This window comes from Bacillus sp. BB51/4 (genome assembly GCF_008368845.1).
Classification (GTDB): Bacteria; Bacillota; Bacilli; order Bacillales; family Bacillaceae_G; genus Bacillus_A; species Bacillus_A wiedmannii.
In genome coordinates this window covers 78,285-92,289 of the sequence record NZ_QOSC01000006.1, presented here as the reverse complement: position 1 = coordinate 92,289, position 14,005 = coordinate 78,285, and the positions used below count along the sequence as shown (strand labels likewise).

20 protein-coding genes and 1 pseudogene are annotated in these 14,005 nt (G+C 34.4%); 18 read left to right on the top strand and 3 right to left on the bottom strand.

The genetic code is table 11. The features are described from left to right. Positions 1–11 precede the first annotated feature (11 nt). Positions 12–749 (bottom strand): LexA family protein, encoded by a 738-nt coding sequence (locus tag DN392_RS06510; RefSeq protein ID WP_149237957.1) that lies wholly within the window; start codon positions 747–749, stop codon positions 12–14. A 149-nt stretch (positions 750–898) separates the two neighbouring features. Here DN392_RS06510 and DN392_RS06505 point away from each other — a divergent pair, with 149 nt between their 5' ends. The 12 genes and pseudogenes from DN392_RS06505 (at position 899) to DN392_RS06460 (ending at position 6,916) form a co-directional block, all read left to right on the top strand. Then, positions 899–1,171: a helix-turn-helix transcriptional regulator gene (locus DN392_RS06505; RefSeq protein ID WP_144534601.1), complete on the top strand. Its 273-nt coding sequence runs from the start codon at positions 899–901 to the stop codon at positions 1,169–1,171. 65 nt (positions 1,172–1,236) lie between these two features. Next, positions 1,237–1,401 carry a hypothetical protein gene (locus tag DN392_RS30265; RefSeq protein ID WP_179955920.1) on the top strand — a complete coding sequence of 55 codons (165 nt, stop codon included), beginning with the start codon at positions 1,237–1,239 and terminating at the stop codon, positions 1,399–1,401. A gap of 69 nt (positions 1,402–1,470) precedes the next feature. Then, complete coding sequence (locus DN392_RS30260; protein ID WP_179955919.1) at positions 1,471–1,638, top strand: hypothetical protein; 168 nt, start codon at positions 1,471–1,473, stop codon at positions 1,636–1,638. A gap of 15 nt (positions 1,639–1,653) precedes the next feature. After that, a pseudogene (locus DN392_RS06500) lies at positions 1,654–1,797 on the top strand (YqaI family protein); the annotation flags it as partial. A 74-nt stretch (positions 1,798–1,871) separates the two neighbouring features. Continuing rightward, positions 1,872–3,104, top strand: a complete 1,233-nt coding sequence (locus tag DN392_RS06495) for an SNF2-related protein (RefSeq protein ID WP_149237955.1) — start codon at positions 1,872–1,874, stop codon at positions 3,102–3,104. Beyond that, positions 3,097–3,411: a hypothetical protein gene (locus tag DN392_RS06490; RefSeq protein ID WP_149237954.1), complete on the top strand. Its 315-nt coding sequence runs from the start codon at positions 3,097–3,099 to the stop codon at positions 3,409–3,411. The genes DN392_RS06495 and DN392_RS06490 overlap by 8 nt, the downstream gene beginning before the upstream one ends. Positions 3,412–3,429: 18 nt before the next feature. Beyond that, complete coding sequence (locus tag DN392_RS06485) at positions 3,430–3,576, top strand: zinc-ribbon domain-containing protein (RefSeq protein ID WP_168403635.1); 147 nt, start codon at positions 3,430–3,432, stop codon at positions 3,574–3,576. Further along, on the top strand, positions 3,573–3,851 hold the full coding sequence (locus DN392_RS06480; RefSeq protein WP_097980069.1) for a PDDEXK family nuclease: 279 nt from the start codon (positions 3,573–3,575) through the stop codon (positions 3,849–3,851). The genes DN392_RS06485 and DN392_RS06480 overlap by 4 nt, the downstream gene beginning before the upstream one ends. After that, on the top strand, positions 3,851–4,153 hold the full coding sequence (locus DN392_RS06475; RefSeq protein WP_149237953.1) for a hypothetical protein: 303 nt from the start codon (positions 3,851–3,853) through the stop codon (positions 4,151–4,153). The genes DN392_RS06480 and DN392_RS06475 overlap by 1 nt, the downstream gene beginning before the upstream one ends. Beyond that, a complete protein-coding gene (locus DN392_RS06470; protein WP_149237952.1) occupies positions 4,150–6,084 on the top strand; it encodes an AAA family ATPase in 1,935 nt (644 codons plus the stop codon). Before DN392_RS06475 ends, DN392_RS06470 begins: the two co-directional genes overlap by 4 nt. Before the next feature lie 2 nt (positions 6,085–6,086). Further along, entirely contained in the window at positions 6,087–6,425 is a 339-nt protein-coding gene (locus DN392_RS06465; RefSeq protein ID WP_149237951.1) for an organic solvent tolerance protein OstA, read from the top strand. Between the two features lie 2 nt (positions 6,426–6,427). Beyond that, positions 6,428–6,916: a DUF669 domain-containing protein gene (locus tag DN392_RS06460; RefSeq protein ID WP_149237950.1), complete on the top strand. Its 489-nt coding sequence runs from the start codon at positions 6,428–6,430 to the stop codon at positions 6,914–6,916. Positions 6,917–6,945: 29 nt separating this feature from the next. Here DN392_RS06460 and DN392_RS06455 read toward each other — a convergent pair whose 3' ends face one another. Further along, positions 6,946–7,401: a hypothetical protein gene (locus tag DN392_RS06455; protein WP_149237949.1), complete on the bottom strand. Its 456-nt coding sequence runs from the start codon at positions 7,399–7,401 to the stop codon at positions 6,946–6,948. A 115-nt stretch (positions 7,402–7,516) separates the two neighbouring features. On the opposite strand from DN392_RS06455, the gene DN392_RS06450 reads away from it, so the two are divergent. Continuing rightward, entirely contained in the window at positions 7,517–9,199 is a 1,683-nt protein-coding gene (locus DN392_RS06450; protein WP_149237948.1) for a hypothetical protein, read from the top strand. Positions 9,200–9,205: 6 nt separating this feature from the next. Here DN392_RS06450 and DN392_RS06445 read toward each other — a convergent pair whose 3' ends face one another. After that, complete coding sequence (locus tag DN392_RS06445) at positions 9,206–9,946, bottom strand: DUF4145 domain-containing protein (RefSeq protein WP_149237947.1); 741 nt, start codon at positions 9,944–9,946, stop codon at positions 9,206–9,208. Between the two features lie 54 nt (positions 9,947–10,000). Here DN392_RS06445 and DN392_RS06440 point away from each other — a divergent pair, with 54 nt between their 5' ends. From DN392_RS06440 to DN392_RS06420, 5 genes are all read left to right on the top strand, one after another. Beyond that, positions 10,001–11,863, top strand: a complete 1,863-nt coding sequence (locus tag DN392_RS06440) for a DNA primase family protein (protein ID WP_149237946.1) — start codon at positions 10,001–10,003, stop codon at positions 11,861–11,863. Between the two features lie 390 nt (positions 11,864–12,253). Next, positions 12,254–12,649 (top strand): hypothetical protein, encoded by a 396-nt coding sequence (locus DN392_RS06435; RefSeq protein ID WP_149237945.1) that lies wholly within the window; start codon positions 12,254–12,256, stop codon positions 12,647–12,649. Between the two features lie 129 nt (positions 12,650–12,778). Further along, a complete protein-coding gene (locus DN392_RS06430; protein WP_149237944.1) occupies positions 12,779–13,072 on the top strand; it encodes a Rho termination factor N-terminal domain-containing protein in 294 nt (97 codons plus the stop codon). Further along, a complete protein-coding gene (locus DN392_RS06425; protein ID WP_149237943.1) occupies positions 13,069–13,461 on the top strand; it encodes an HNH endonuclease in 393 nt (130 codons plus the stop codon). Before DN392_RS06430 ends, DN392_RS06425 begins: the two co-directional genes overlap by 4 nt. A gap of 84 nt (positions 13,462–13,545) precedes the next feature. After that, the gene (locus DN392_RS06420; protein ID WP_086390981.1) at positions 13,546–13,986 is read left to right on the top strand and encodes a P27 family phage terminase small subunit; all 441 of its coding nucleotides are present in this window, start codon (positions 13,546–13,548) and stop codon (positions 13,984–13,986) included. Positions 13,987–14,005: the final 19 nt, after the last annotated feature.

Genomic DNA, 14,005 nt, shown 5'->3' with positions numbered 1-14,005 from the left:
TCACCGCCTAATTATTGAATGATTGGGCTCACGCTATATAAAAACTTACCTATAATTTTTATATCTTCACAGTTATCTCGCGAGAATTGTTGGTCCTTGAAGCTCTCATCATGTGAGCAAGGCTCTAAGATCATTAAGTCTGTAAATTTGTACACCTTCTTTAAAGTTGCATAATGTCCATTTACAATTACAGCCGCTATTTCTCCGTTTTCCACATCAGGTTGTTTTTTTAATACTGCGTAATGACCGTTGGGAACAATTTTGTTCATGGATTCACCGTTTACTACAAGTCCAAAAAGTTCATCTATATTATTTGTTTTATATGGAGGTATGATTCTATCTACTATATCTTGTACAGCTTCAATTGGAGTGCCAGCAGCTATTTTGCCGATTACAGGTATTTCTTTTTCAGTCTGTAATAGTCCTAATTGATTTGCTGCTATAAGTGATGTTGTCGTCGTACCACCGTCAATTACATTTCCCTCTTCTGAAATTAATTGCAATACACCATCTACAATAGCGGCTTTTTTATTTTTATAAGTTGTATCAATATCAGCTTTTGTTACACCGAATACGGCAGCCATTTTTTCAAGAACACCTGAACTTGGTTTAGCTCTGTAATTCATATAATCACTTAGTGTACTTCTTGCAATACCAATTTGACTAGCTAATTCAGATTGAGTCATATCATTTTCTTTTAAATACTTTTTTATGTTTGTTACTATAGTTTCTTTTTGTAAATCAGTCATGATTTCACCTCCTATATTGATTACGTTTTTAATATACCATATTACGAATAATTCGTAAAGTGTACGTTTTGTATGGTTTTTTCGTACTTTTGTATTGAAATTACATAAATTTAGTAATACAATGAATCTCGAAGGAAGGGGGTCACACAATGGATTATTTCAAAAGAACATTGAATGAACTCAGGGAAAGTGCAGGATTCAATCAAGCAGAACTTGCCGATATATTAGAAGTATCCCCAAAAACATTATGGTTATATGAACAAGATTCAACTAACATACCAGACGAATTAATCAAAAAGTACATGTACTTGTTTGATGTTCCTTACGAGGATATATTTTTTGGACCTAAGTACGAAAAATTCGTACAAATGAAGAATCGAGTAAAGGAAAGAGCGAGCAACTTAAAAAATATCGTTTCATGAAATTTCGTTATAAATGGATAGTCCTACTGTCCCACATACATATAAATGCATTGAGGTGATAGAGGATGAGTAAGGAACAAATTATTCGTGATGAATATGGGTATGTGGTGAAAGTAATCCTTACAAAAGAACAGTGGAAGAAATTTTTAACACCGTTGATACCAGCTGCACGGGAGCTAATTATACAAAGAAAAGTAGAACAACGAAATAAGGGAAATGAAAGTAAATAATTTTTTTAACATATTTGCGAAATTTGCCGATAAATATTTGTTCTATTAATCAAGGGAGAGTGAACAAAAATGAATGGAGTATTATCAGCAAGTAAATTAATGAAAGCATCTCAAGTACGTCAGCAATGTGCTGAGATGCGTAATAATCCTACACAAATGTTTGTAACTGAAATGAGAGCGAAGCGTAAGTTAAGTGAAATAAACCGCAAGGTTTCATCCCGAAGGGAGGTGAGTTAATTGAAGGAAGTAACTGATCATCCGATTGAAGATATGTTTGGTGATGAAATTTTAAGTGGTGAAACGTACTTTGTGTTCGGTGAACATATCGTACTTGAAGAAAATTTAAAGTCGTACTTAATTGAGAAACAAAATGTTGAATGCTTTCAAGCGCAATAAAAAACCACCTGCGCCAACAGGTGATTTAGAAAATAAAATTCACAGTCATTATAGCATGAAATTTGGTGATGTAAATGAAACTATTTCCGCACCAAGATAGAGCGTTAAACGATACATATGAACATAATCGTGTTGCGTACTACCTTGATATGGGGCTAGGAAAGACCTTTGTAGGCTCTGAAAAGATGTGGGAACTAAATACACCATATAACTTATTAATCTGTCAAAAGTCTAAAATAGACGACTGGAAAGAGCATTTTGAACAACATTATGAATACGAGGTAATTGTTTTTGATAAACAACGCATGGAAGATATTCCGGAAGAAAGTGTTCTAATCGTCAATTATGAGCGGGCTTGGAGACGTGATGAGTTATTGAAGCTAAATAACTTCACACTCATGTTGGACGAGTCTTCAAAAATTAAAAACGATAAGTCCAAACAAACGAAATTCATTTTGAAATTGAATGCAGAAAACATCATATTGCTATCAGGAACACCGACAGGTGGAAAGTATGAAGAATTATGGTCACAACTTCACTTGTTAGGTTGGAAGATTACTCAAAAGTTGTTTTTAAAACAATTTGTGGTCCAAGAGTGGGACGATAGAAACAGTAAGTACAAAATCACCGGTTATAAAAATGTCGACCGTTTAAAAGCGAAATTAAAGCAATACGGTGCGGTGTTCATGAAGACTGAAGAAGTATTTGATTTACCAGAAGCAACGGATGTGAAAGTAAAAATACCTGGTACCAAATTGTATAAGGAATTTAAGAAACATCACATTGTTGAGATTGACGAAGAATTACTTCTCGGTGATACACCTGCAGCTAAGAAATTATATTTGCGACAACTAGCCGGAAGTTATAACGAAAACAAACTGCAGTATGTAAAAGACTTGGTTGAAAGTACGAATGACCGAATTATTATCTTTTACAACTTTAAAAAAGAATATGAAGCATTAGTGGAACTAATTGAAAAACCAATTAGTACGGTTAACGGAAGTCTCAAAGATTTAACAGCTTATGAGAAATTCGAAAACAGCGTAACGCTGATTCAATATCAAGCAGGTGCAATGGGATTAAACCTACAAAAAGCCAATAAGATTCTGTATTTCACGTTGACCGACAAGAGTGAGTTGTTTGAACAAAGTAAGAAACGAACACATCGTATTGGACAAGAAAGGCCTTGTTTCTATTATTACTTGCTTACAGATGGATCAATAGAATGGCGCATGTTAGACGTACTAAAAGAGCGTAAGGATTACACAGATGCGTTATTTGAGAAGGAGGAAGATGTAAATGAATGAAGTACAAGCATTTGAAAATAAATATTTGGCGGTTATGACAGCAATTGCAATTCATACGCAACAAGAAAAGAATCTTGCAGCACAGTCTAAAAAGTTAAAGGAAGAACTTGAAAAAGCAATGGATGAACACGGTATTACGTCTATTGATAATGACTTAATCAAGATTACTAGAGTTGAGGCTACTACATCAACAACGATAGACGTAACAAAATTAAAAGCTGCAGAACCACAGTTATATGGAGAGTTACTTGGTGATTATCCGAAAGTATCGAACAGAAAAGCGCATGTGAAGTTTACGGTGAAGTAAATGAGGGGAACTGTAAAGGTGCAATGGACACCTGCATATCAAAGTTATCATTCTGCTGGTGATGAAAGTGAACCATTTTGCGATGAATGCGAAACATATCTCCAAGATGATTTTAAATTTTGTCCAGGTTGCGGGTCAAAATTAGATTGGGGCGATGTTAAATGAGAGAATCAGCATTTCAAAAACAAGTCATTAAATTCTTAAAAGAGCAAGATGTTTGGCACGTAAAGTATTGGGCTGGATCTCAGTACACGAAAGAAGGTATTCCAGATATTTTAGCTTGTATAAATGGTGTGTTTCATGGAATCGAGTTGAAAACTGATGTTGGGGTTCCAAGTAAATTACAACTCTATAACATTCGCAAGATAAATGATTCAGGCGGTGAAGCTTACATTTTAAGACCGAAGGACTTTGAGTCCTGGAAAGAAAGGTGGTTCTGATGGATAAACCAAAGGAAAAGAAAGTCTTAATTGAAATTGGTAATGTTCGTGTAAAAGAATATGACAGTTTAAATGTTGTAGTAGAAAGGCTCGAAAAGCCATTAAGTAAATCAAACATTGAATCCGTATCGAAATGGAGATTTAAAGGGTATGCAAAGAGCATTCACAGTGCTTTGAAATACATTATTAACAGTGAGCTATTAATCGATAAGAGCAAAGTCGAAGACTTACAGTCCTATGTTGAACAAGTTGAGAAATCAAACGAGACGGTATTAAGTGCCGTTAAGGAAGTGATGGAATGACCCAGTACTCTTACTCACGAGTATCACTATTCAATGATTGTCCATATCATTTTGGATTACGATATATTGACAAACTCACAGAGATTCCTGATTTAACAAGGGCTGATAATGCTTTAATCATTGGCCATGCGTTACATACAGGAATTGAAAATGATGTAGAAACAGCATTAAACGAATACTATAATTCATTTCCAGTAATGAACGATGCGATTGTAGAAGAATCTATGAAACTTGAAATTTTGATTCCAAAAGTACATGAGTTTCTTGAGAAAAATTTCGCGGATTGCGAGTTGGTCCATGAATATAAAATCGATAAACCTAACTACATTGGATTTGTTGATTTAATTGTACAAGCTCCTGATGGTACCTGTATGGTAATTGATTTTAAGTATTCCAATCACATCAAGAACTATATGGATAGTGCTCAGCTGCATATCTATAGGGATTATTTAAAGCAAGATGGATTCAATGTTGAAAAACTAGCATACTTGTTTGTTCCTAAAACAAGTATTAAGAAAAAGCAAGATGAAGATTTACACACGTTTAGAAAACGATTGGTTCAAACAGTTGAAGACTCCAATCTTACTTTTGTACCAATTGAGTTCGATGATATGAAGACAATTTATTTCCTGAATAACATCGATGAAATTGAAAAAACAAAAGACTTTTTCAAACGTAATACAAGTAAAAACTGTTTCGCTTGTAATCCAAGATTCAGACCAAATTATTTAGAAGCAATTGAAAATGCTAAAGGAGAGATTGAAATGATTTTACCTAAAAATGAACGTCGTGAAAGAAAGATTGATACAAAACCGGATCTATGGATCTATGCTGATAGCTACACTGGTAAAAGTACATTCGTAGATAAAGTTGAAAACGTATTGTTCTTAAATACGGATGGTAATACAGATAACACAACGGCACCTGTTATTTCAATTAAAGATGAAGTAACGAAAAAAGGTCGTGTCACAAGTCGTAAATTAGCCTGGGATTTATTCTTGGATGTAGTTGCTGAATTAGAAGCTGCAGATAATGATTTTGAAGCTGTGTCAATTGATTTGGTCGAAGACCTTTATGAACATTGCCGTGTGTATGTATTTGAGAAGAATAGTTGGGAACACGAATCAGATGGATCATACGGTAAAGGTTGGTCAATGGTAACAACTGAATTTAACAATGCTATGAAACGTTTAAAAGCATTAGGATACCAAATCATTTATATCAGTAAAGAAAAAGTTGAAGAGTACACGCTTAAAGGTGGAGCAAAGCGTACAACATTCAAACCAAATATCAATGATAAAGTAGCAAACTTCCTTTCTGGAACAGTTGATTTAACATTACGTGCTTATGTTGATGCAGATGATAAACGATTCTTACAGCTTGCTAAGAAACAAAATGTATTTGGTGGCGGTCGTTATGACTTCCAAGTGGATACAATCCCATTAGATATGGAAGCGTTCATTGAAGAGTTAACTGCAGCACAAGGAGATACTGCAGGTAAAACTGAAAAGCCAAAACGTGAGCGTAAGCAAAAAGAAAAGCAGCAAAATGAAGAAAATGTGGCCAAGAAAACTATGTACTTCCAACATGAAGGATCTGAAGATTTTGTTGTAGTTAAAAAGGGTGAGTCATTAGATTTCTTAGAGGATGACATTTTTGATGAACGTACTAAAAAGGATTATGAAAAATGGCTTGCTGAAAATGAAGAAGAGTCTGCAGATGATGAACCAGAAGAAAAGCCGAAGCGTGAACGTCGTTCTCGTAAAGCTAAAGAAGAAAATGAAGAACCTGCAGAGGAAGAAACACCAAAACGTCAACGTCGCCAACGTAAGCCAGTGGAAGACGATACACCGCCAGGTGAAGCCGATGGTAATGCAACAGCTGAAGAGGAAGCACCTAAACGTAGAACTAGAAGAAAGAGAGGGGAATAATCATGGCAGTAAAAGAACTGAATTCAAAAGAAAAACATTATGCAGATACTCGTGAAGAAGCAGAAGAAATCGTTGAGGAAGCGAAAGATGATGTGTATTTAAAATCATTCCAAATCAGTGAAAAACACAATAAATACGGTACTTATTTCTTGGTTGATTTAGCGTTTAGCTATGATACACCGCGTGAAATTATGGAAAGTGCTGCAGCTAGAGAAGAAGTAGAAGAATTAACTAATCAGCATGAAGGTGTTGAGTATAACGTTAATCCGGATGGGACGACGGAGGTTGTCCCTGGGCAATTGGCAATGAATCAACTAAATGAAAACGAAGGAGACGAATAATAATGACAGAGAAAAAATTCAATTGGGGTAAATTTGATAAAAAGATAGATTTAGAAGCGTTAGCTGCAGATGTAAAAGAAGTAGAAGAAAATGGTGGCGGTGATTTCGAGCCGCTTCCAGATGGTCAATATGAAGTAGCTGTTGAAAAATTAGAGCTTACTGAGTCTAAAAAAGGCGATCCAATGCTTACGATTTGGTTCAAAATTGTGGAAGGTGATTATGAAGGACAACGTCTCTTCTATAACAAGGTGATGCAGCCGCAAAATGATAAGGCATTTGGATTCCAGGTTCACCAAAATAACGAAATGTTACGTGCGTTATGGGATTGTGATAAAGATGATGTTAAGTTTCTTAGCTTTGGAGAGTATGCGGATTTAGTGCTTGATATTCATGAAGACATCGATGGTCAATTTGAATACTTGCTAAGTAAAGAAACAGATAAAAATGGCTTTGACCAATTCAAGATTTTAGAAGTGTTTGAAGTTGAATAAATGAATAAGGGGAGCCAATGAGCTCCCTATTATTTTTGTGAGATACCCAAAAGATTAGTAATCCATGGAGTTAAAATAGGGCTTAATATCAGTCCCAATACAAAAATAAATAAACCAGAGATGGTACTAATCCAGAACCCAGCCCATCTTTCTGAACGTTTTCCTTTATTAACAGAATGATCTACTTGGGCTAATATCGCTGAAGCTTTTTCTTGCTCTACGTCGGCAAGTTTAGAATATCTTTCATATTCAAGCTGTAGAGTTTCGAGATTTTGAGTTCGGTCAATGAGTTCAGTTTCTAATTCTTTTATGATTTGTGAAGTTTCTTTTAATGAATCATTAACTTTTTGAATTTTAATATCAATTGATGTCTCAGATTTTTTTAAATCATCGATTATGTCTAGTAGATTAGTTGTGGGTAGTATTGTGAGACTTCTAAGTGAGCTTTTAACAATGGATTCTATTAATTTTTTATTGGTTTTCATTTAATATCCTCTTTTTCCAAATAGTTCTTTTGATAGTATTATAACAATTTATTTTGAGCTATCAAACAATGGAGCTAGATTAATAATAGTAAGGTTACTGGTTAGGAGTAGAATCATGCTTTTCTATGACTTTGAAGTGTTCCCAAATGATTGGTTAGTTGTTATTGCAGATACCGACAATCAGTCGGAAAAAGTATTTGTTAATAATGAACGAGCTTTAATTGATTACTATCATGAGCATAAAAATGACATATGGATTGGTTACAATTCACGACACTATGACCAATTCATTTTAAAAGCAATTATATGTGGTTTTACACCGCAAGCAATTAATGAATGGATTATTCTTGATCATAAACCAGGGTGGAAGTTTTATAAGGACTTTTGGAAAATACAACTTTATAACTTTGATGTTATGACGAATAAGTTTCGCTCTTTGAAACAATTAGAAGGATTCCAGGGGCATGATATTCGTGAAACGTCAGTGTCATTCAATATAAGACGGGAATTAACAGAAGAAGAGATTGAAGAAGTTATTAAATATTGTCGTCATGATGTACATGAAACAATGCACATTTTCATGGAGACAATTACAGAATTTGAATCACAAGTTGAGCTATTAAAAATGTTTAATCTTCCATTAAGAAACATTTCGAAAACGAAAGCTCAATTAAGTGCATTTATCCTGGATGCAAAACAACCTGCAGTTCCAAGAGACGATGAATTTAATTTTACGTTTCCAGATACATTACAAATTAATAAATACACAGAGGTCCTGGACTTCTATAAAGAAAATAAAGATTACAACAAAGTACTTGAATTAAACGTTGCTGGCGTACCGCACTTGTTTGCTTGGGGTGGTTTGCACGGTGCAAGAAACAATTATTATGGTGAAGGTCACTTTCTTAATATCGATGTTGAAAGTTATTATCCGGCACTCATGATTGAATACGGTTATTTATCAAGGAACATTAAAGACCCTGCTAAGTTTCGTGAAATCCGTGATACAAGACTAAAATACAAAGCTGCTAAAGATAAACGTCAGGCACCATTAAAGATTGTAATTAATGGTACATATGGAGCAATGAAAGATAAATACAATGGACTTTATGACCCACTTATGGCCAATAATGTTTGTATTGCTGGAATGACATTGCTCCTGGATCTAATTGAAAAGCTTGAACCATATTGTGAGGTTATCCAATCAAACACTGATGGTGTCCTGGTTAAATTACGTAATTATGAGGATTACGATTTAATCGATGATATTTGTTATGAGTGGGAACAACGTACACGAATGGGATTAGAGTTTGATGAATTTGTAAAAGTAATTCAAAAGGACGTTAATAATTACATCTTAGTAGATGCTGACGGTAACTATAAATCAAAGGGTGCGTATGTAAAGAAGTTGAATCCACTTGATTATGATTTACCAATTGTAAATGAAGCCGTCGTAAATTATTTCGTAAAGGACATTGATCCGGAGAAAACAATATTTAATTGTACAGAGTTAGTGAAGTTCCAAAAGATTGTAAAGATTAGTAGTAAATATAGTCACGCCCGATACGGTACCAGACGAATGAACGAAAAGGTATTTCGAGTGTTTGCTAGTGTGGATGAGAACGACAAACAGTTATGTAAAGTAAAAGACGGTGTTGCTGAGAAAATAGCATATGTGCCTGAACGATGTTTTATTATGAATGATGATTTGGACGGGAAGGAAATCCCATCCAAATTAGATTATTGGTGGTACTGGACATTGGCTAATAAAAGAATTGATGACTTTTTGGGGAAATAATAATTATTACTGTTTAACAGCATCTCGGTTCTTTATACCATTTTTTACACCCTTGGGCATTGCATCATACATATCATCAATTTCTTTTGGAGCAGTAATTAGGTCGTCTACAACTAAATTAATGAGTTTTAACAAGGTAGATGGTACCCAAGGTTGTTCTTCTAAATTTATTATTCCAGAATGAGCGCCAGAGTTACCATAAACTCTAATTACATCTAGTGCCTTTTCTGTTCTTTTACTAATTTCACCATCCTTTATAACTTGACCTATTTTATCGTTTAAAGAACCATTCTTATATTCAAGATGTACAAGTAGTTTTTCTAGTGTGAGTCTTGATAAAGCAGCAGAGGAACCCAGTGATAGATGCATTACTGAACCAGCTTCTTTAAAGGTTTTCCTAATATGTTCAGGCATATCTTTATGTGGTTGAGGATAATTTGCACAATTCATCGGATATACTTGCAACTCGTCACATTCCATAGATTTTAACCAATATGTAGTAGAGTCACACTTGCTACAAGTTGCTTGGATAATTCCTTGTAACCAACCTTTTTCAAAGGGATTAGTAGGTTTTTCTGGTCCGAAAGTATATTCGACACCTGTATATTCAGGATCTATTTGATTACTCTGTCCTTGACGCCAATATGGGCCATATACATATTCCCAACGGTGTGAAGCAATGTCGAAACAATGCGGGCATACGAAAGTAGGATGTTTTAATGCATTTTGAAATAAATATTTAGACATCGAAAAGTACCTCCAATTTTTTACTTAATTTTACCATGAAAGTAGGTGATGAACATGTATAAGGGTTATTTAAAAGGTAATGGGAAACATGCTGCTAGTAAGTTTAAAGATGGAACAAAACTATTATCCTATCATACAGCAAGAAAAGAAGATTCATTTGTGGGTATTCTGGACGATGAATACATTATGGTTGATGTCGATGATATAGGAGAAGCTGAAACATTATTGGACATTATCGAAGATAAGAACATTAATTGTTCCGTATTAGAAACGACAAATGGCATGCATTTTTATTTCAAAGGCTATGACATAACGGCCAATAAAATAAAATGGTTCTCCAATATCAGTATACTTTGTGATTACAAGTTAGGTATTAAGAACACAGCTGATCCACTCAAGATTGATGGTAAAACTCGTAGATGGTTACGAAAATGCACAGAACATGATTCATTGCCAAGTTGGTTATATCCATATAATAAGAAGAATCCGAACCTTACCAAAATGGGCGAAGGTGATGGACGTAATGATAAATTATTTACTTACATCTTAAAGCTGCAGTCACAAGGAATGGCTAAAAATGATATTAAAGAAACCATTTCTATTATAAATAACTACATTTTAGAAGAACCGGTGACACAAGGTGAACTAAATGTAATCTTACGTGATGAAGCATTTATGAAGGAGTCCTTTTATATAAAGGGTTCCTTCCAACATGAAAAGTTCGGTGATTTCCTGATTAATGAACATCATATTTGCAAAGTCACTAATGTTCTTCATATTTATAAAGATGGTGTATATTCGGACAAGCAAGAAGACATTGAAGAAGCAATGATTCGTCACATTCCAGCATTAAAGAGAATGCAACGTCAAGAAACAATTGCTTACCTACAGCTAAAGGCAAAACATAAAAATTTCGCCTCTACCAAATATGTAGTTGTTAAAAACGGTGTATTTAATTTAGAAACGTGGCAATTAGAAGATTTTACACCGGAGATTATTACACGTAATAAAATACCGGTTGCTTATATTCCTGGTGCTTATTGTGAAGTAACTGATAAAACATTCAATAAAATTGCCGTGAATGATAAAAAGATTCGGGCCATTTTAGAAGAAATCCTTGGATACATTTTGTTCCGGAGGAATGAGTTTGCAGCTACATTCATTCTCACTGGTGATGGTAGTAATGGTAAATCATCATATTTAAAAATCATTCGTAAGTTAATAGGTTCAGATAATGCATCATCATTAGATTTAAATGAGTTGGATCAGCGCTTTAAAACAGCCGAGTTATTTGGGAAGTTAGCAAACATTGGTGATGATATTGGTAAAGGTTATATCAAAGAATCATCTATATTTAAGAAGCTTTCTACTGGTGAAACATTAAACGTAGAAAGAAAGGGTAAGGATCCATTCGACTTTACGAATTATGCAAAGTTAATCTTTAGTGCAAATGAAATGCCGCGCATTAATGATTTTAGTGATGGATTAGGTCGAAGACTTCAAATTGTGCCGTTTAAGGCAAAGTTTACACCGAATGATGATGATTACGATCCTTTTATTACTGATAAGCTGCTTAGTGATGAATCGATGCAGTATGTGTTGAACCTGGCATTAAAAAGCTTGAAACGATTACTTGTTGAGAAGAAGTTCACGAAATCAAAAGCGGTTGAAGCTGAATTGATTAAATATCAGGAAGAAAACAATCCGATTATTAGTTTTGTAAATAATGAGGATGTTGAATTGGAACGTGCGGTAGTTGGTGATGTTTATCTGCAGTATAAAGTATATTGTGCGGAAAATGGTTTTCAATCCGTGAGCAATATCAACTTTAGCAAACAAGTTACTCAATTATTTGGTTACAAATCACATGTACAAAGAGTAGATGGAAAAAATAAAAGAATCTTTGTTAGTGAATAATTTTTAAGCTCGTGACTTTTTTCGGTCAAATACCCTATGTTTTTGACCGTTTTTGGTCACTAAAAACACACTACTTTCACTAATATATGGTAAAAAACACACCTTGTAACGGATAAATGCGTTACGTGTAACAGATATCTGTTACGTTAAAAACCTAGTCATATCAAGGGTTTAAGGGTGTTGTAACAGATGTAACAGATAAAATCACTTTCTTTTAAAATATATAGTGAAAAAATAAAAAGATAAATATATAAAAGAAATTTAGGGGTAAATGCGTTACGTTTTGATGCTTGAAGTGTCATGAACTCTTGATACACAAGGGTTTTAGCGCGTAACAGATGTAACAGAACGTAACGCATTTTACTCTAAAAAAGGTAGGTGAATCATCATTTGTTTGACTGGCTGAAAGACTATCAGAAATTAGAAGAAGATATTGAGTACTTAGATTACAACTTAGATAAAACAAAAGCTGAATTAAAACGCTGGATCAGTGGTGATTTGCGAGATGTACGTTTAACTGCTGAGTCAGAAGGTGCCAAGGTAGAAGAACGTATTGAAGCAATTGAATATGAATTAGCACATAAGATGAACGATATGCATAAACTGAAAAGGTTAATCAGTAAGTTCAGAGGTTTAGAAAATCGGATACTTAAAAAGAAGTATATCGATGGAATGACATTAGAAGAGGTTGCTGAAAGTGAAAAGTATAGTGCAAGTCACATATATCAAAAACATGCTGAGATTATGAGACGAATAAAGTTTGCTAAAGAACTTACACTTTACTAACAGTAAATTGACTCTATGTTACCTGTTGAAAAAATGATTTATAGTAATAACATAAGAAATTGACGAAAGGGCAACTGGTGCACGGTTGCTCTTTTATTATGTAAAAATTACATAGGTGGTGTTAAGTAAATGATTACTGAAATAAGAAAAACAATATCTGGTACAGAGTATTGGGATAATGAAAAGAAGAAGACTCTATTTGTTCCAACTGGTGAAGAGCCAGGATTCGAAGTAACGGTTAATCCTGAGAGTATGATCATGGGTGTGGACTTAGCGAGCGGTAAAGATATGACATTGGTTAGTGAAGTACCAGTGCTAAGTAACATGACAGTGAAAGAGTTACGTGAGCATGCTAATGAGTTAGGTATTGAGATTCCAACTGATGTTAAAAGGAAAGAAGACATCATTGAATTATTATCATGAAATACTGTTACTTCAATGGCTGCCATAACAAGATGAGCAAGGGACGTTACTGTGAAGAACATAAGCGTAATAAACCAAGGAAGAAGAAAGATAAGAAGAATATCTATCATCATGAGAACAAACCATTCTATCGAACTGATGCATGGAAGTATGTTAGGTCAAAGGTATACGAAAGAGAGAATGGCTGCTGTCAACGGTGTGGAGGGTTCGTCTTTGGTAGGCGTGCTCATGTTCATCACATCATACCAATCAAAGAAGATGAAACACTTAAATTAGAAGAGAATAACCTAAGATTACTTTGTCCAGTTTGTCATACAATCGAAGAAAATGAAGATAAACCGAAAAAAGTTTTTCCGAGTTATTTTGGAAGCCCCCCTATCAAAAATTAAAATTACCTCTCTGGGGAGGATAGGTAGCGTAGGGGGCATTTCTATCGTTAGACAACATTTTTAAAAAATAAAGGGGGGTGTGAAATGTCTACGAAAAAAGAACGTCAAAAAATAGTTGCCGATAAAACAGAAGCTGAGAAAAATCGGATATTAAAAATCATGCGTGATGCAGATATTTACACCCTTACTTTAGATCCGTTAATTGAATCATATTTAGATATTTTCGAAGTTTACATGACGATGTTTATCGAATGGAAAGAAAAAGGATTTCCGCCTACTCAACGTCACACCAATAAAGCAGGAGCCACAAATAATTCAAAGCATCCATTGGCGCAGCAAGTAGAAACTTGGGCAGATAAGAAAACAAAAGCATTGGATTTATTGGGGCTTACTAATAAAGCAAAACCGGGTAAATATGTCACTGGTGGTTCTACCGTTGGAAAAAATGAAGAGGTGGAAAAACCTACAGCAAAGGTTAGTGAGTTGGATAAACATCGTGCGAAATGGAGAAAAATGACTAATTAATGTTATAATTTATGTAAAA

Coding starts and splice junctions, on each gene's coding strand:
- DN392_RS06510 (WP_149237957.1), bottom strand. CDS start 749: ATGACTGATTTACAAAAAGAAACTATAGTAACAAACATAAAAAAGTAT.
- DN392_RS06505 (WP_144534601.1), top strand. CDS start 899: ATGGATTATTTCAAAAGAACATTGAATGAACTCAGGGAAAGTGCAGGA.
- DN392_RS30265 (WP_179955920.1), top strand. CDS start 1,237: ATGAGTAAGGAACAAATTATTCGTGATGAATATGGGTATGTGGTGAAA.
- DN392_RS30260 (WP_179955919.1), top strand. CDS start 1,471: ATGAATGGAGTATTATCAGCAAGTAAATTAATGAAAGCATCTCAAGTA.
- DN392_RS06495 (WP_149237955.1), top strand. CDS start 1,872: ATGAAACTATTTCCGCACCAAGATAGAGCGTTAAACGATACATATGAA.
- DN392_RS06490 (WP_149237954.1), top strand. CDS start 3,097: ATGAATGAAGTACAAGCATTTGAAAATAAATATTTGGCGGTTATGACA.
- DN392_RS06480 (WP_097980069.1), top strand. CDS start 3,573: ATGAGAGAATCAGCATTTCAAAAACAAGTCATTAAATTCTTAAAAGAG.
- DN392_RS06475 (WP_149237953.1), top strand. CDS start 3,851: ATGGATAAACCAAAGGAAAAGAAAGTCTTAATTGAAATTGGTAATGTT.
- DN392_RS06470 (WP_149237952.1), top strand. CDS start 4,150: ATGACCCAGTACTCTTACTCACGAGTATCACTATTCAATGATTGTCCA.
- DN392_RS06465 (WP_149237951.1), top strand. CDS start 6,087: ATGGCAGTAAAAGAACTGAATTCAAAAGAAAAACATTATGCAGATACT.
- DN392_RS06460 (WP_149237950.1), top strand. CDS start 6,428: ATGACAGAGAAAAAATTCAATTGGGGTAAATTTGATAAAAAGATAGAT.
- DN392_RS06455 (WP_149237949.1), bottom strand. CDS start 7,401: ATGAAAACCAATAAAAAATTAATAGAATCCATTGTTAAAAGCTCACTT.
- DN392_RS06450 (WP_149237948.1), top strand. CDS start 7,517: ATGCTTTTCTATGACTTTGAAGTGTTCCCAAATGATTGGTTAGTTGTT.
- DN392_RS06445 (WP_149237947.1), bottom strand. CDS start 9,946: ATGTCTAAATATTTATTTCAAAATGCATTAAAACATCCTACTTTCGTA.
- DN392_RS06440 (WP_149237946.1), top strand. CDS start 10,001: ATGTATAAGGGTTATTTAAAAGGTAATGGGAAACATGCTGCTAGTAAG.
- DN392_RS06430 (WP_149237944.1), top strand. CDS start 12,779: ATGATTACTGAAATAAGAAAAACAATATCTGGTACAGAGTATTGGGAT.
- DN392_RS06425 (WP_149237943.1), top strand. CDS start 13,069: ATGAAATACTGTTACTTCAATGGCTGCCATAACAAGATGAGCAAGGGA.
- DN392_RS06420 (WP_086390981.1), top strand. CDS start 13,546: ATGTCTACGAAAAAAGAACGTCAAAAAATAGTTGCCGATAAAACAGAA.